Origin of the sequence: Parapedobacter sp. (assembly GCF_035556095.1) — a bacterium.
Taxonomy (GTDB): Bacteria; Bacteroidota; Bacteroidia; order Sphingobacteriales; family Sphingobacteriaceae; genus Parapedobacter.
Window position 1 is genome coordinate 25,441 of record NZ_DATMFT010000002.1, and the last position, 15,855, is coordinate 41,295.

Sequence of the window (15,855 nt, forward strand, 5' to 3'; positions counted from 1 at the left end):
TTTCGTTTTTATGTTTATTGAAATAATAAAGGGGGCCGGAGCCCCCCTCTGGTTATATTCTTGGTGGTGTTTTGATTTCTATCGTTCGGATTGTTGTTGATCCTGTTGACGTATCGCTACGCGAGTGGACACTCTATATTGATAATGTTTTCGGGAATACTCACGTGGGTAATTACATACCCGCCGAAACCGGCTGCCTATGGTTCATCGGGACGGGTGCTGCTGCATACACGTATGCGGCGGGAGACCGACCGACTGCACTGTAATTCCCGGCTCTCACCGGAAACGCTTCTTCCCCAAATGTCAAAGAACGTGTCCTTTTATGGGGTCAAAATTGCCGAGGGTGCAGACGGGGATTTCCCAATTTGAAAATGTTGGTATCGATTTTTTTTGAGTGGGATTTTTTGGTTTTGGTGGGGATTTTTGGTTTGGTCAGCCCGGTGTTGGCGAAAAAAAGCGTATAAATTTCATGATAGCCCAGAAAACAAACGAACTATTTCGACTTCAGCGACATTTGTATTGATTTCTAGGATGGCATGAGCGAAATCTTTTAACAAGTTCGCCACCTTGGGAAGGCTTATTATTTTGCAGATTCTTAGATAACTTCCAAGTAAATTAATTTTCAGGTATTCGCTTTTTGGGCTTGTACTTAAAGGATTCCTCAATGTGGCCATGAATGGCCCCTCGCATTTCATCGAGGTACTTGGTATGACTGACGGTTTTACGACGGGTAATATCGACGAACATACGATAAGCCTGCGCCAAATCGACATCAAGACTTTCCTCTAGCCAACCTACAATATCCGAAATCTCTGCTTTTCCATCATTGATACGTTGCGTATAGTAAATACCATAAGCAATTTCGATTAGCTCAACCTTATCTCCAGACCATCGACGTTTTCTACCGACGAGCAGCTCGGACATGATTGAGTTGTCAGGATTCCGGTAGAGCAGCCGGAGTCTGCGTATGATAAAATCACGCACCATTTCATAGGCGCGGAACATCGAAAACAGATAGTCCATTTCGGTGGAAAACCCGCTATCCTCCGGTTGATGTTCCTGCCCCGGTGAGAAAGTGGATTTGTTCCGGCAAAGGAAAAATTCCGCATCCTTGGCCGTCTCGTCAGCTAGATAGTATTCATAGCCGAAAGCGTGTTGGCGGATAAAGCGGTTGATGACACTCAATTCGTCCATGTAGTAGTCCCGGACCATTTGGTCGGTACCGACAGGCAGGGCACCGAGGATGTGGTGCAGTTCCACCACATAGATATGCCAGCAATAAAACCGTGGTTTGGTGTACTTGAAAAAATGGATTTCATCGCGATCATCGGCAAAGGGATGTGCCCGAAGGTATTGCCGCAGGTGCTGTATGGTTGCAGCGATGCAGGAAAGAGAGTCGGTCAAATTAGAAAGAGAGTCTTTTAATGTTCCGTTGATGGATTCCAACTGTTCCGTCATACCGGAATAAAGGATTTCGATGTCCTGGGTTATCATGGCACGATGTTTTAGTAAATCCCTCCCAACAATAGGGAAAAGGAACCCCAAAATTACAGCGCCGCACACAAGAACCTTTCGTAGGTTTAGCGTACTTGAGTAGGTATGTTTCACCTATTATGTGCCTGGTCAGGACGGCGTATTGAGTTTGGCGAGCAACTCCTCGCGAGAGGTAACGCCGACCTTGATGAAAATATTCTCGCTATGTTTGTCCACGGTGCGGCCGGAGATAAACAATTTATCGGCAATCTCACGGCGCTTGAGACGGTGGCAAAGCAGAACGGCTATTTCCGTCTCCCGAGGAGTAAGCATTTCGCGGGCGCAGTTCGTGCGGATGACCTCCGTATCCATGGTCAGTTGGCGAAGATTGTCCAGTTGCCGCTGCTCGGCGCGGCTCAGGGTGACCGATCGGTAGATGAACAATGCAGTGATCACCAAAAAACCCAAATTGGTAAACAGCGCCTCGGTCAGCTGCCCTAATTCGAAGTAAGCGATAAGCGTCATGGCCGACCAGGGTGCCACCGCCAAGTACATCAGTATCTCCTCCACATACTTTTTCTTGTTTCGGTTCTCCCTATAGGCAACCCGGATGGCACGTAGGATTGCCCAGAGTAACACCATCGAGTAATAAAAAGGCACCACTACGCCATACCGGATGGCTAAATTGAGATCTTTATGCCAAGCATAGCTGATCACAAAGAACAAGAGGAACGGCAGCAGCAGGAACAGCGGTACTCCATACAGCGCATGGAAACGCAATAACCGCAAATTGAATACACGGTAGAAATAGTACGGAAAATACGCTGCCGTCAGGAAGCCGGTACCATAGGCGATGATGTTTTGGATATGTATCGGTATATCGATGGTCGGATCGGGGAACAGGCCTCCGGTGATGTTGTAGACGATGAGCAGACCAAGTAACACAAGAAAATACCCACGGTGGCGATCTGACGGACGTATCAGGTAAAGGGCCAATTGTACACAGAACATCGCACATTCCAGCAGGGTGAATACAAAGGTGACTATGTGCATCTCTGTACCCGACAGCAGCATCTATCCTCCCATCTTTGCTGGCATCCGCCGCATGAAATACAACGTATGACTACCCATATCGAGCGAACCATAGATTGTGAACCCGAACCGTTGGTACCACGGCAGGTTCTCTGTGACGGAGGTTTCCAGATAAACTGGCAGCCCGTCTCGTGACGCCACGTCAATCACACTCTGCAAAAGGGTACTGCCAATGCCTGCGTGTTGCCGGGCCGGATCCACGCCAATGAACCAGAGGTAAGCCATATCTTCTTTCGGCTGTATCTTTTTGATTTGCTCCTCCCGCCGTAATACACGGCAGATTCTGTGCAACCCAATAGCACGAAAGGCCAACTGTGCATCCAACGCTACCGATTTCAATGTTCTCCGCTTGCGATGCGGGTACAATACCAGTGCACAGGCTGCACGGTCCTCGTCAAGGTATACATTGCCAAAACGAAAGCAGAGCTCGATAGAATATTCCATTAACGCGCGAATGCGCTTCAATTGGCCATCGCCGTCCCCAACTACATAATTGACGCTGCCGTTGGCCGCGAAGGCTTGGGATAACAAGTGTACCAACAAGGGTTTGTCTTGGTGTGTTGCAAGCATCATGATTTTTTCACAGGGTTGCCGAGATTCGGCATTTCATAGACAATCGTATCGTAGCTTATATGACTTTAGCTTTTATATAAGACAACGGTTTTACAACTAAAAATGCCACAAATTCGTGATTATTTGTAAGTTTACCAAACCAGTGATAGTGGGCATCTGTTCTAAATGACCAATGGATACCCTCCTAAATCAGAAAAGACATCAGGATAAAAAGGCGTGTGTATGCGAAAGAGACTTCCGGAAAAGATGAGGGACGGTTGATTGAGTGAATATGCTTGCCGCGCGTTTCCGGAAGTGGGTGAATGAGATTAGCGAGTGTCGCAGCGGTCGAATGAACCGACTGGAGGGAGGACAAATCCCGATTTCTTTCCTATCTTAGCATGACTGTAATCCGAATAATTGATGTTGTCCTAACTCTATCTCTTGACTGTTGAATTTCAATCTTTCATTCATGAACGATATGCTAAATGTATTTCTTGACACAAATATCCTGTTTGGAGACCCCTATTTAAAGACTTCAAATCAAATTCTGTTAAAACTACGCGAGGCAGAGAAAATCAATATTTTCGTTTCAGAAGTTGTTTTGTCCGAACTGTGTGAGTTACAGAAATCCAGACTGTTTTCAATAGACAAGGAGATCAAAAGTCAATACGCTTTGTTACGCCAAATATCGGAACACAAGACAAATTTGAAGTTTAGTATTAATCCAGATCATTTGACTGAAAACCTGATCGATTTTTACAGGCGACACCTAAGAAATAAGGTTACGATCATCCCTCGAAATAACGATATTTTTGATAAAATAACTGATTCGGCGATAAAAAAGGAACCTCCATTTTTTCAAAATAGAAATGAATTTAAAGATGCAATGATCTGGTATTGCTATGCTTTCTATGCAACCAAACGATCATTGAAAAATTGCGTGTTTGTAAGCAACAATGTTAGGGATTTTTCGATATCGAAAGAAAGCCATATCCTTCATCCAAGTTTAGCGGGATCTTGGCAAGTAACATGGTTTCGTTCTCTAAGAGACTTCGCCAACGCACTTGATTTAGCGGTTGTCGAAGATAGACACACTAAAGCTCAAATTGAAGCGGACTTGACCGTGCCTAAGGAATATGCGGATTTCCTTCTTCAAAAGAGTTGGCAATCAATCGTTGATTACCTTAAGAATGAAGTCGATTGGGCTCACAATGGGATTTTTTCCTCCGATTTTAGACAACATCCGGGTACGAAATTTCTTCCGAAGATAACGAACTTACGTTCAATTCGAGTAACTGATTTCAATAAGTCTGAGGAATACGGAAATACAAATATTGAAGCTACGTTTGAAGCTGTTATTGACGCGGAGTTAATCGAAATCAAATTTGACGAAGACATAGAGGTGCGTTCGCAAGGGGAATATGAGCGGCAGATCACATTTGAGGTGAATGTTGTTGTAGATAAACACATGATGATCTTAGATTTGTCGATTCCCAACATAAATGCTCAATATGAAACACCGTTTTGACTTCAAACAATATTGTCTTTAGTTGTTATTTGATATTATGTTGGCCATCTCCAGATACCTGCAAAACGCATTCGCTAATTTCATTTGCTGCACGCTCCGACAATCCGGCTCGAACAATGATGGATTTCCTACGAGGATAAAGATTGCCCTTGCGCGCGAAACCGCCACGTTCAGACGGTTTAAGCTATATAGGAATTCCATCCCACGCGGAGCATCTTCCGGCGAGGAAGTCGCCAGTGAGAAGATAACGATGGGCGCTTCCTGTCCCTGGAATTTATCGACCGTGCCCACCTGTAGTCCATCGGGCAGTTTGCTTTTCAGCAATGCAACCTGTGCATTATAAGGTGCAATCACCTTAATATGGTCAATTCCAACGATATGCTTTTTACCTTCGGCATCGGTATAAATGACATCGCCTTTGGCTAATTCTCGGATGATCTCGGCCACGTGTTCGACTTCTTCAACGGCGCAATTTTGATTACCCACATGAGCGACATCTTCAAACCACAATCCAGAGCCGTTGAAGCGGGTATTTCCCGAAATGTTTTGTTGAGCCAATTCTGATCTCGAGTGCAATTTGTTCTCATAAAAAAGTTCGGAAACGAACGCGCATATCGAGGGATGGAGCCGCCACGTTTCATCAAGGAAAATTCCCTTATCAGGGGTTATTGTTTGCGTACCCTGAAGGATGTGTTCAAGTGCAGACACTTCCGTTCCTTCCGGATGGCTTCCCTGTTGCGGCTGTTTCAATTGCTGTGGATCGCCCAACAGTACCAGATTTTTGGCCGCCTGCGAAACAGCGACAGTGTCGATCAGCGACAGCTGTCCGGCTTCATCCACAAATAGTACATCGACGCTTGCCGCCATGTCTTCCCTTGACCAAAGGAATGGCGTACCGCCGATAAGTTGCACACCCGGCGCTGCAGCTCCTTTTGCACCAGTTCCGTTGTCCTTATAAACAGTTATATCCGATTGGGAATCATCAACACCTGCTGCACCCGCTTTGATGCAGTGTAGCTGGATACCGCGGTCGGAGGCAAATTTCAGCACTTTCAACATTAGACCGACGATAACCTTGTGGCTCAATGCGGTTATGCCGACTTTTTTACCCGATTGAATTAAACTAAGAATCATATTCGCGGCGGTATGGCTTTTGCCTGCGCCCGGAGGACCCTGGATAGGTAACACTCCGTTATCTAACGCTAAAACCCACTCCACTGCTTTTTCCTGTGGGAGCTTATCGCTTATAAAGGGTGCCGCGGTGCGAGGTACATGATTCAATAATAAATCCCTACCTGCACGGTAGTCTCCCTCGGCGTCGATTCCATTTGTCGCCACCCACTCTGCTATTCGGAAAACAGCGGCTTCTTTCACACCTTGATTTATTGTCGAATGTTCAAATACCGATGTCGGATGGATATCGGCTTTTGTTGCCCCCTTTTTTATGGTAATTATGCTCAAACTTAAATCAATGGCCATAACCTCCCCAAGACTGTCTCCGTCCCCGGAACGTAAACTATCCCCCGGTTTCAGATCAACATCCTGAACAGGGAAAACATACGTATCAACTACGCTTCTCTTATCAGGCACGCGTTGCCCAGTAAATCGTAAGCTCGAAAGTGCCGATTTTTCCTCCAGCAATTCTTCATCAGGCATCGCTGTTAACCTGAAGTATTCCCACCAAAGTGTCTTTTTCTCCCGCCTGTACCAATCCAGCATATGCGCCAACAACCATCGGGCCTGTTGTTCTTCGGTCCGTTCTGCACGGTCGACTGGAATACCAATCATCAGGGCGTCAAACACCGGCTTGATTTTTTCCTGATATTCTGTCAACCCCTCACTTGGTGTGCCTTCTCCAAGTGGTGGTCTCGGGATATCGGAACCACCTAGTATCTGTTCGCTTCTCAACTGTTCAAGCCACACTCTCAATTCCCTCGTCGATAGGCAATCTTCCTTATTATACTGTTCTACAGCCTGCTTCGTTTCATCGGTGATGGCGGCCACATTGTTCCTTTCCAACAGCCCTTCCAGTAAACGCAGTTGGGACGAAGCCTCACGGAGTTCAAGTTGCCTGATAAATCCATGAAACTGCTCCAATTCCTTGAGGGAATACGTTTCCACACCTGCCCGCAGCGCCTGCCGGGTGATGCTGTGCAAATCAACGAACCGTTGGCCCCGCAGCAAGCGGTCAACCTCTTCCTCGCGTGTCCCATATTTACCCGCCAGCCTCTTCAGTGCCCCGGTTTCATATCCGGTAAAATGGTAGATGTGAAAATCAGGATAACGTTCCCAGTTTTCCATCATGAGGTCCATGAACGATTCAAAAGCAGCTTTTTCCTGTTCGGGTGAGAACGCCCAAAAAGAACAATATTCTCCGGGAGCATATTCAAAAACAAATCCGAACAAGTATTCCATTCCCGAAGTGCCCACAAACGGGTCGCCCTCGAAATCAAAAAACACATCCCCCCGCGAGGGTTCGGGCAAGCGTGCCAGGCCCCGGTCGGTTGCGAGCGGGAGGCATTCGTAGACCATTTCCTCCTTTTCACGGGCTTCCAGCTGTACGCGTGCCTGTTCCCTTAGTCGGGCATACGTTTCTTTGGCGCCTTTATCTGGTTTAGGAAGTGGTAGTTGCATTTGTGCAAAGCTCGCCAACGTATTAACCTGCCATCCATTGATTTGCTTCACGTGCGCATTAGCAAGGCCGGCCACCAGCGACAGATGGTCATCCGCCCTCCGTTTGCCCACGCAGGATTGCCACCACCGGCAGATGTCGCAATGGGCTACCGGGACAGGATAGGTAGCCGGTATATCGTCGGATTCAATGAATCTTTCCAGATTTCGTTTCACTAACCGGTAGTAGGCCAGGTAGTCATCCACGCGGTAGGAAAGTCTTTTAAATCCGTCTTCCGGTGTGATGACGTGCACATACTCGGGCATTACGCCCTGTATTTCAGCCACGACTTCCGCATATAAGCATAACTGCAACAGTGTTCCCGTGCGCGTTTCTTTCGCCAGCTTGGAATCCACTACTTCGTATGACCAAGCACCCAGCGCACTCGGCTTATCTACCCGCTCTAAGAAATCTGCCCGTCCCGTCCATCGTCCGCTCCGTAAGGTACCCTGATAAATCACATCCTTACCGGCCCTCATGGCGGCCACCGTATGCTCAAACGCCGTTTCATCGGCTCCTTCCGAAGACACTATATCCACTTGTTTCCCTTGTTCACGCAAGCTGTTTAGATAAGCATCTTCAAATTCCTGACCCCGTTCCTGTAGCAAGGCCAGCATAGGGTCACGGTATTCCGGAGCCGCGATTTCCCTTTTTGCCATGGACAGGTTCAAAAAGCTCAGGTGGTTGCAGGCGATGTGATTAGAAAGGTCGCTTGCTGAAAGTTCGAGCGTATCGTTCGTTAGGTTCATTGTTTGTTTAGTTAGCTGTATTGCAATATTACCTATTTTCTAATGCAAATCAACTCCTTTCCTGTGCAGTCTTTTTGCACAGGAATCCTTTATCTTTGTCATAGACAGAAAAACGACAATGGCCACCAACAAAAACGCGACGATACGCTATCAGGCATTAGACCGCTGCTTCGCCAATCCGGGTCGGCGATATTACATAGAAGACCTGATGGAAGCATGCAGCCGTGCGCTGTATGATTATGACGGACGCACAACCACCGTGTCTCGGCGCATGCTGTTCAACGACATGGACTTCATGAAAAGCGAGGCTGGGTTCGCTGCTCCCATCATCGGCCATCGCGATGGCAAGCGCCTGTATTACCGGTATGCAGATTCCGATTTCTCTATCCATAAACAACCAATTAATGCCACCGAAGCCGGACAGCTCAAAACTGCGCTGGAAATCCTCGGGCGTTTTAAAGGCATGCCACCCTTCGAGTTTATCCCGGAGCTGACGCTCAAGCTGCGCAAGACCTTCGCGCTGGATGACAGCAACATGGCCGCGATCCAGTTTGACCACAACGAATACCTTACCAACCTGGAGTTACTGGGACCCTTGTTCCAACACATCCAGCGGCGGGAAGTATTGGCTATCGAATACCAGCCTTTCAGTCAGCCTGCACCCGAGCGTTATATCCTACATCCTTACCTGCTGAAACAATACAACAATCGGTGGTTCCTTTTTGGGCAGTGCGAAGGATTTGATTCGCTCACCAACCTTGCGCTTGATCGTATACAGGCTATCCAGCTACTTCCAAACACAGCCTATATGGCGTGTGCGATAGACCTGGAAGAATATTTTGAGGATATCGTCGGGGTGAGCAAACCGCCACATCAACCGAGCATACGCGTGGACATGCGGGTATATCGCCCTGTCTGGCCGTATATCGCGTCCAAACCCATCCACCCCTCGCAGGCGATTACCAAGCAGACCGAAGATTGGGTGGACGTCAAGCTGGACATCATCCCCAATTACGAGTTCTATGCAGTGATGCTGGGTTATGGCGATCAGGTGGAAATTCTGGGGCCGGCAGCGGTGCGTGATGGGTTGAAAGAGCAGGTTGAGCGGATCAGGAGACTTTACGGATAATAACGGCAGAAATGTACGAGATTGTGTAAAGAGTATCTACTTCCTGTGCAAGTAGACTGCACAGCTGTATCCGAATATTGCACATCAATTAAACAGTAAACTTAAAAACACAGTACGATGAAACAAAACTTTACATTACTCCTGCTATGCACGCTGCTATCGCTGCCATCCATGGCACAGGAACCCCAACGCAAAGGATATATCGGAATCAGCATCGGTCCGTCCTTTCCAATTGGCGAATTCAAAGAGGAAGCGTTTGCCAATACAGGGGTAAACCTGTCGCTGATCAACTTTGGTTATCTCTTCAACGGACGTTTCGGTATCGCGGCCAACTGGTTTGGAGGCGCGCACGTCATCGACGGCAGCCCATTCGGAATACCCGACGGCATGTGGTCATACGGCGGACTATTGGCAGGCCCGCTGGTCAGCAGCCGGATCGGAAACCACGCTGATTTCGACGCGCGGCTGCAGATCGGATACTCCGCGGCCAATATGGATCTCGAGGGCTACAAAGTAGACGGTGTGGGCTTCGCATACAGTGTAGGCGTTGGGGTGCGAACCCACCTTGCACGGAAATGGTCGCTGTCCATCAATCTGGATATGCTGACATCCAACAACAGGGGGGATTATATGGAGCGTAAGATACAGACTGTACACCCAACGGTCGGGCTGAGTTATCGATTGAGGTAATACCTACTAAAATACATGGATTTTATGCTATGCAAATAGGTTGCACTGTTATAATGCTATCTTTGTGCAAACGAAAAATAGTAATATCAAAACCGTATGCTAACTGGAGAACTTAGATCACAAATAGACCGAATATGGGACGCCTTCTGGACCGGAGGCCTTTCCAACCCACTCACCGTCATCGAGCAGATGACCTACCTGCTGTTCATCAAACGGCTGGACGAATTGCAGCATCAGAAAGAAAATAAGGCCAACCTGCTGAAGCGATCCATCGAGCAGCCCATCTATAACCCAGATGAGTACGACCTGCGATGGAGCCGCTTCAAAGACCGCGACCCCGATACGATGTTTCAGTTATTTATTCAGCCGAACGGCGTCTTTGAATTCATGCGCAACGTCGGTGCGCGCAATGCCACCTTCAGCAAATACATGAAGGGTGCCACGTTCATGATCCCCACGCCTCGGCTGCTGGCCATGGTGGTGGATATGCTCACCAAAGTGGAGATGAGCGATCGCGATACCAACGGCGACCTGTATGAATACCTGCTCAGCAAGATCGCCTCGGCGGGCAAGAACGGACAATTCCGCACACCCCGCCACATCATCCGCATGATGGTGGAGCTAGTGCAGCCCCAGGTGGACGACGTCGTGTGTGATCCCAGTGCCGGCACCTGCGGCTTCCTCACCGTGGCCAGCGAATATGTCCGCGAGCGGCATGAGGAGGCACTATACGATGAAAACCACCGCAAACATTTCAACGAGCGGATGTTTATGGGGATGGAATTCGACCCCACGATGATCCGCATCGGGGCGATGAATATGATCCTGCATGGCATCGAAAACCCGAACCTCCGTGACGTGGATTCGCTCAGCGAGGCGAATACCGACTTCCAGGAGCGGGCTACGCTGGTACTGGCCAATCCGCCGTTCAAGGGCAGCCTGGACAAGGATGCCGTGGACGATAAAATCCGGCAGATCGTAGACAGCACGAAGACGGAGCTGTTATTTCTCGGCCTCATCATCAAAGGGCTGAAACTCGGTGGCCGCGCGGCGGTCATCGTGCCGGATGGCGTGCTCTTCGGCAGCAGCAAAGCCCACCAGCAGATTAGGAAGGCACTTATTGACGAGCAGCGGTTGCAGGCGGTCATCTCCATGCCCAGCGGGGTTTTCAAGCCATACGCTGGGGTCAGCACCGCCGTTCTGCTGTTTACCAAAACCAACAGCGGCGGCACAGACAAGGTGTGGTTTTACGACATGAAGGCCGACGGCTACAGCCTGGACGACAAGCGGAGCGCGGTAACGCAGAATGACATTCCCGATATCATCAGCCGTTACCATCAGCCCGCGGACGAGGCAGGTCGCGCCCGCACCGAGCGGAGTTTCCTCGTACCGGTGGAAGAAATCCGCGAAAACAAGTACGACCTCAGCATCAACCGGTATAAGGAGGTGGTGTATGAAGAAGTGCAGTACGAAGCCCCGGCAACCATCATCGCCCAGATCGAGCAACTGGATGCTGAACGTCGGGAATTGTTGGCACAATTGAAGGAGGTGCTGTGATGTGGGAGAAGGTTAGATTAGGGGATGTTTGTGAGATATTCGGAGGTTCAACGCCGTCTACGAAAGAATCCGATTTTTGGAACGGCGACATTTTATGGTTAAGCCCATCTGACTTGCCCGAGGTGGGCGAAATAAGTATAGTCAGCAACACAGAGCGTAAGATAACGAATACGGCAATAGCAAAAACAAAACTCAAAGTATTACCCAAAGGTAGCGTAGTGTTTTCAAGTAGAGCCAGTATCGGGAAGATTGGAATTACTGCTAATGTTTTAACTACAAATCAAGGATTCGTCAACTTTGTATGTGGAGAGCGGGTTCTTAATCGCTATTTGGCCTATTGTCTAAAGTCATCTATCCCAGCAATAAAAAAGTTGGGTAACAGTACCACATTTTTGGAAGTTAGCAGAAATAGTATTAGAGATTTTAAAATCCCCCTCCCTCCCTTACCCGTCCAGCAACGCATTGCCGACATGCTCGACAAAGCCGATGCCCTGCGCCGCAAGGACCAGGAACTGCTGAAAAAATACGATGAACTCGCCCAAGCGATTTTTATTGAAATGTTCGGCGAATATTTAAACCAAAATCTAACTACTTTATTCGATGAGATTGTGATAAATCCGAGTAAGAAGGAGGTCACAATCAACAATGATTCCAAAGTCTCTTTTATTCCTATGGCGCATGTAGGTGAAACTGGAGAATTGAACCTAACATTATCTAAATCGTACGAAGAGGTTAGAACGGGCTTTACTTACTTTCGAGAAAATGATGTTCTTTTTGCTAAGATCACTCCATGTATGGAAAACGGAAAAGGGGCTATTGCACGGAATCTTGTGCGAGGAATTGGTTTTGGCTCTACAGAGTTTCATGTACTTAGACCGAACGAGAAAATTGTCGCTGAATTTATTTACTATTGGTTGTCAATGCCTAAAGTGCGAAAAGACGCTGAATTGAACATGACCGGGAGTGCTGGTCAGAAAAGAGTGCCTGTTAATTTCTTTTCTAAACTATATTTCAGCGTCCCCCCGATTGAACTTCAACGCCAATTCGCTACTAGAATAGAAATCATCAATCAACTAAAAGCGGAAGCAAATGCGGAGAAATCGGAAGAGTTGTTCCAGTCGCTGTTGCAGCGGGTGTTTAAAAGTGCCCTGGTTAAATGATACAGGGGTAAAAATCAGAATATTGCATTTTACTACCGCCGATATGAAAGCCGATAATAATAATAATCTATTATGAATAAGTACAAGGAAGACTTAGATAGTCTGTTCTCAAAACTTGAGACATACAAATTCACGTGTGTCAAAATTGAGAAATTAATTGAACAGGATCTAAAACAGTTGGAAGAAGGCGGTGACTTCCTAAATTTATCGACAATTTCTATCCGTGATTGGAGCAATTTATCGGATAAAAATTGGCTTGTTGATTACAAGAGATTATCCTTTTACGGAAAGGAAGAATATATTAGGGAAATAGACGAGATAAAATCATCTGTATACAAACATTATCTGATCGAGACATATGAGAGGCTTGCCGATTTCTTAGGGTCACTTCTACTCATAAACAGCAAAAAGAATGTTAACATTAAGAATGTTGTCAATAAGCTCGATGTTGCGTTAAACAACACCCAAACACCATTTGGCTTCAATATGATCACGTTCTTATTTTGTTTTTGCAAAGTAAGAAATGCTTTCACCCATAATGAAAGCATTTTAAATCAGACGGAAGAATTCAAATGCAATCAGGACTATTTAAGCGCATATGACATCGACCTTAAGAAATGCGAACAATTTATCAAAGCCTATTTTGATATTGAACAAATAGATGAATCCACACTTCGGTTGAAAGCCTCCAAAACCACATTTGATACAATTATCGGATTTACCAAATCCTTTGCTTTTGAATTGTACAAATTCTATTGCAAAAAGGACGGCATAGATTGGACATTTCCAGATGTCGCGGAGAGATACGATATAAAAACAAACGAACCTTTAACGGAAAAGCAAAAGGCATATTTCGGTAAGATTAAAGGATAGCGGGGCATATTGTTATTTACCGCCACATTATTTGATACACATAGAGGATGAACGCAAGGCAACGTTAAGCTTAGATTGACGGAGTTCAAATTACACACTGCGTGGACCGTGTAAATAATTATTAACTTACTATGAAAAACAGATTACCAACAACACTTTTTTTGTTCTCACTACTGATAATAACGTGTGGTAAAAAAGAAACACCAACCCTCAACCAAACAGGTCTCGCTACATTCATTTTCAGTCCTGGTGGCGCAGAGAGCCAGGTGAGCTATTACAGTTTCGAAGAGGTCAGGCAAATCCTGGAAACAAAACATGCGTTATACCAGATACGGGAATCTGTCAAAATAGGCGATGAAATAAAATTGGGCATGCAAACTTTTAGTAATCCGGTGGGTAATTTCGAGATTCGACTGATGATAAACAACCGGATTATTAAGACTGTTAAATGGAACGGATCGGGCGATAAAACATTGTACCTGACGCATAGGGTAACTGCGAATGATTTAAACTCAACCGAAGGAAGTGAGGGAGGGCAGTCCACCCTTAACCCTTACTATGGGGAGCTTAGGTTTAAGTTTTCAAAACCATTATATAAACCAGGGGAAGATTTGGAATTTTATTTTTACTCACCAACCAACAAAAGCTATGTTCTCAAATCTTTTGATGGGAGTATTATCAACACTAGAGAAAAGCATCACTTTCAGATCAAAGCCGCAGAGACAGGCCCCAAAACTTTCATCGTCATGGAGACTGGTGCTAACAAGGAATTTCATTACACAACAACCGTCGCAGGATCCGGATTGATAAGCTCTATATTTAATGATATCAGCAAAGACCATATTGCTAACAGCATAGGAACCTTCCATGCTTACAATGGCATTGAAACTGATAAATGGGTGCCCCCCCTAATCTCCAATAGCGTACCGGAAACGATACCTGGATATAATTGGGTAAAAACGCTGGGATTGAATACGATAGATGGTTTTTTCGGGCAGTATGAGTACTTTTTTAGTGATAGCAGTTTAGATTCCATAATTGTTAACCACGGCAACTTGATTTTTGATTCTGAATTAAACACGTATGAAGTTTATAAGGATATACAGGCCGCATTTGGAGAAGTTGCCGAAAGAAGTGAATCAGACGGCGAAGGATTTGATGTCGAGGTTGACGGTTTTATAATTAAGATATTTGTGGATAACTCGCAAGTGTATTCAAAAATTAAAAAAATCCTATGACGATACAACAAGCGTTCTCGATCATGCTAAGCTTTATCGAATTGTTAACAGACAACACAACATCCAGTTAATTACTGAGTAGCTACTTGTATAATTTTGTGCTGTCGTTTATACATCCGGTACACTGCCGAATCGGCTGTTTCCATGCTGGTCGAGGAAGCCAAAGCCCTCGGTGCTGATGGGATCATCAACTTGAAGATCGAATATATACCATCTTACCTCTCCAACCATAAGTATCCGAATGACGGCTATTCCGCCACAGGCATGGCTATTAAACAAGTTTTACATTAATCACGAATTCAAAACAATTACCACATTTTGGTAATTATGATTATTCTCTTTACCTTTGTTATACGTAAACAAAAACAAGGAAATGATTATGGGAATAGAATGATTGGTGAATAATAAGGTTTAGCAATGCAGATTATTATCGAGGATGACTACCTTGAATGGGTGATACGAAACGGTAAGGAAACAGGGAAACCAAAATTCCCAAGAGAAGTGATCAGTGGTTTCCTCCGGAAGATCGCTCAAATGAAATCAGCGAAAGACTCCAACGATCTACGGGCAATCAAGTCGCTCCATTTCGAAAAGCTATCGGGCACACGCAAGGGGCGCTACTCGATTCGGGTAAACAAAGGCTGGCGGATCATCTTTCGAATCGATAATAATGAGCGCATTGAAATTCTGGCAGTGGAGGAATTGTCAAACCATTACGGTTAACCATCATCATTCCTATTTCCACCATATCGGGAAAACATGGACAATGTAGTAAACAAAAACGGAGAAGCATTGGATATCCCCGCATTCCACCCCGGTGAATTCCTTTTGGAAGAAATCGAGGAACGGGGCTTGGTCAAAAAGGAGGTAGCTCGTTTTTTAGGTATCCAGCCGGGCCACCTGAGTGAAATCTTCGCCGGAAAGCGAAACCTTTCGGCGCGCACGGCCGTACGGCTGGAAAAGCTGCTGGGCATCAGCGCGGATTACTGGATGGGGCTGCAAAGCGCCTGGGAATTGCAGCAGGCAAGGGCGTTGGAAGCGGTGTGACGGCAATCAGTCAGATTTTTTTCACCGCCCGGAGAAAGAAATATTGCGTCCTACCTGCTGCGAATGCCAAGTATGTCTCAATACCCAGCCACT

15 protein-coding genes are annotated in these 15,855 nt (G+C 46.3%); 11 read left to right on the forward strand and 4 right to left on the reverse strand.

Going from position 1 to position 15,855, the window contains the following annotated elements; all coding sequences use genetic code 11:
• Nucleotides 1-71 precede the first annotated feature (71 nt).
• Entirely contained in the window at nucleotides 72-266 is a 195-nt protein-coding gene (locus VNQ80_RS00295) for a hypothetical protein (protein WP_325635173.1), read from the forward strand.
• A 349-nt stretch (nucleotides 267-615) separates the two neighbouring features.
• Here VNQ80_RS00295 and VNQ80_RS00300 read toward each other — a convergent pair whose 3' ends face one another.
• The 3 genes from VNQ80_RS00300 to VNQ80_RS00310 all read right to left on the reverse strand — a co-directional run bounded on the left by VNQ80_RS00300 (nucleotide 616) and on the right by VNQ80_RS00310 (nucleotide 3,138).
• Nucleotides 616-1,494, reverse strand: coding sequence for an RteC domain-containing protein (locus VNQ80_RS00300; protein WP_325635175.1), 879 nt, complete (start codon nucleotides 1,492-1,494; stop codon nucleotides 616-618).
• 129 nt (nucleotides 1,495-1,623) lie between these two features.
• Nucleotides 1,624-2,526 (reverse strand): helix-turn-helix transcriptional regulator, encoded by a 903-nt coding sequence (locus tag VNQ80_RS00305; RefSeq protein WP_325635177.1) that lies wholly within the window; start codon nucleotides 2,524-2,526, stop codon nucleotides 1,624-1,626.
• A 21-nt stretch (nucleotides 2,527-2,547) separates the two neighbouring features.
• On the reverse strand, nucleotides 2,548-3,138 hold the full coding sequence (locus VNQ80_RS00310; RefSeq protein WP_325635179.1) for a GNAT family N-acetyltransferase: 591 nt from the start codon (nucleotides 3,136-3,138) through the stop codon (nucleotides 2,548-2,550).
• 451 nt (nucleotides 3,139-3,589) lie between these two features.
• Here VNQ80_RS00310 and VNQ80_RS00315 point away from each other — a divergent pair, with 451 nt between their 5' ends.
• Nucleotides 3,590-4,648: a PIN domain-containing protein gene (locus VNQ80_RS00315; protein WP_325635181.1), complete on the forward strand. Its 1,059-nt coding sequence runs from the start codon at nucleotides 3,590-3,592 to the stop codon at nucleotides 4,646-4,648.
• A gap of 18 nt (nucleotides 4,649-4,666) precedes the next feature.
• On the opposite strand, the gene VNQ80_RS00320 is transcribed toward VNQ80_RS00315, so the two are convergent.
• Nucleotides 4,667-8,068 (reverse strand): TM0106 family RecB-like putative nuclease, encoded by a 3,402-nt coding sequence (locus VNQ80_RS00320; protein WP_325635183.1) that lies wholly within the window; start codon nucleotides 8,066-8,068, stop codon nucleotides 4,667-4,669.
• A gap of 118 nt (nucleotides 8,069-8,186) precedes the next feature.
• On the opposite strand from VNQ80_RS00320, the gene VNQ80_RS00325 reads away from it, so the two are divergent.
• The 9 genes from VNQ80_RS00325 (at nucleotide 8,187) to VNQ80_RS00365 (ending at nucleotide 15,762) form a co-directional block, all read left to right on the forward strand.
• The gene (locus VNQ80_RS00325; RefSeq protein WP_325635185.1) at nucleotides 8,187-9,197 is read left to right on the forward strand and encodes a WYL domain-containing protein; all 1,011 of its coding nucleotides are present in this window, start codon (nucleotides 8,187-8,189) and stop codon (nucleotides 9,195-9,197) included.
• 117 nt (nucleotides 9,198-9,314) lie between these two features.
• The gene (locus tag VNQ80_RS00330) at nucleotides 9,315-9,887 is read left to right on the forward strand and encodes an outer membrane beta-barrel protein (RefSeq protein WP_325635187.1); all 573 of its coding nucleotides are present in this window, start codon (nucleotides 9,315-9,317) and stop codon (nucleotides 9,885-9,887) included.
• Nucleotides 9,888-9,983: 96 nt separating this feature from the next.
• Entirely contained in the window at nucleotides 9,984-11,444 is a 1,461-nt protein-coding gene (locus VNQ80_RS00335) for a class I SAM-dependent DNA methyltransferase (RefSeq protein WP_325635189.1), read from the forward strand.
• Nucleotides 11,444-12,604 carry a restriction endonuclease subunit S gene (locus VNQ80_RS00340; RefSeq protein WP_325635191.1) on the forward strand — a complete coding sequence of 387 codons (1,161 nt, stop codon included), beginning with the start codon at nucleotides 11,444-11,446 and terminating at the stop codon, nucleotides 12,602-12,604. Before VNQ80_RS00335 ends, VNQ80_RS00340 begins: the two co-directional genes overlap by 1 nt.
• Before the next feature lie 72 nt (nucleotides 12,605-12,676).
• Nucleotides 12,677-13,477 carry a hypothetical protein gene (locus VNQ80_RS00345; RefSeq protein WP_325635196.1) on the forward strand — a complete coding sequence of 267 codons (801 nt, stop codon included), beginning with the start codon at nucleotides 12,677-12,679 and terminating at the stop codon, nucleotides 13,475-13,477.
• 131 nt (nucleotides 13,478-13,608) lie between these two features.
• The gene (locus tag VNQ80_RS00350) at nucleotides 13,609-14,715 is read left to right on the forward strand and encodes a hypothetical protein (protein WP_325635198.1); all 1,107 of its coding nucleotides are present in this window, start codon (nucleotides 13,609-13,611) and stop codon (nucleotides 14,713-14,715) included.
• Nucleotides 14,716-14,811: 96 nt separating this feature from the next.
• On the forward strand, nucleotides 14,812-15,006 hold the full coding sequence (locus VNQ80_RS00355; RefSeq protein WP_325635200.1) for a hypothetical protein: 195 nt from the start codon (nucleotides 14,812-14,814) through the stop codon (nucleotides 15,004-15,006).
• 126 nt (nucleotides 15,007-15,132) lie between these two features.
• Complete coding sequence (locus VNQ80_RS00360) at nucleotides 15,133-15,438, forward strand: type II toxin-antitoxin system RelE/ParE family toxin (RefSeq protein ID WP_325635202.1); 306 nt, start codon at nucleotides 15,133-15,135, stop codon at nucleotides 15,436-15,438.
• A gap of 36 nt (nucleotides 15,439-15,474) precedes the next feature.
• Nucleotides 15,475-15,762 carry a HigA family addiction module antitoxin gene (locus VNQ80_RS00365; RefSeq protein ID WP_325635204.1) on the forward strand — a complete coding sequence of 96 codons (288 nt, stop codon included), beginning with the start codon at nucleotides 15,475-15,477 and terminating at the stop codon, nucleotides 15,760-15,762.
• The last annotated feature ends 93 nt before the right edge of the window (nucleotides 15,763-15,855 follow it).

Bases quoted from the DNA above. Each gene is read 5' to 3' on its own strand.
- VNQ80_RS00305 (WP_325635177.1), bottom strand. From the start codon at position 2,526: ATGCACATAGTCACCTTTGTATTCACCCTGCTGGAATGTGCGATGTTC.
- VNQ80_RS00335 (WP_325635189.1), top strand. From the start codon at position 9,984: ATGCTAACTGGAGAACTTAGATCACAAATAGACCGAATATGGGACGCC.
- VNQ80_RS00300 (WP_325635175.1), bottom strand. From the start codon at position 1,494: ATGATAACCCAGGACATCGAAATCCTTTATTCCGGTATGACGGAACAG.
- VNQ80_RS00310 (WP_325635179.1), bottom strand. From the start codon at position 3,138: ATGATGCTTGCAACACACCAAGACAAACCCTTGTTGGTACACTTGTTA.
- VNQ80_RS00325 (WP_325635185.1), top strand. From the start codon at position 8,187: ATGGCCACCAACAAAAACGCGACGATACGCTATCAGGCATTAGACCGC.
- VNQ80_RS00320 (WP_325635183.1), bottom strand. From the start codon at position 8,068: ATGAACCTAACGAACGATACGCTCGAACTTTCAGCAAGCGACCTTTCT.
- VNQ80_RS00365 (WP_325635204.1), top strand. From the start codon at position 15,475: ATGGACAATGTAGTAAACAAAAACGGAGAAGCATTGGATATCCCCGCA.
- VNQ80_RS00350 (WP_325635198.1), top strand. From the start codon at position 13,609: ATGAAAAACAGATTACCAACAACACTTTTTTTGTTCTCACTACTGATA.
- VNQ80_RS00315 (WP_325635181.1), top strand. From the start codon at position 3,590: ATGAACGATATGCTAAATGTATTTCTTGACACAAATATCCTGTTTGGA.
- VNQ80_RS00340 (WP_325635191.1), top strand. From the start codon at position 11,444: ATGTGGGAGAAGGTTAGATTAGGGGATGTTTGTGAGATATTCGGAGGT.
- VNQ80_RS00330 (WP_325635187.1), top strand. From the start codon at position 9,315: ATGAAACAAAACTTTACATTACTCCTGCTATGCACGCTGCTATCGCTG.
- VNQ80_RS00345 (WP_325635196.1), top strand. From the start codon at position 12,677: ATGAATAAGTACAAGGAAGACTTAGATAGTCTGTTCTCAAAACTTGAG.
- VNQ80_RS00360 (WP_325635202.1), top strand. From the start codon at position 15,133: ATGCAGATTATTATCGAGGATGACTACCTTGAATGGGTGATACGAAAC.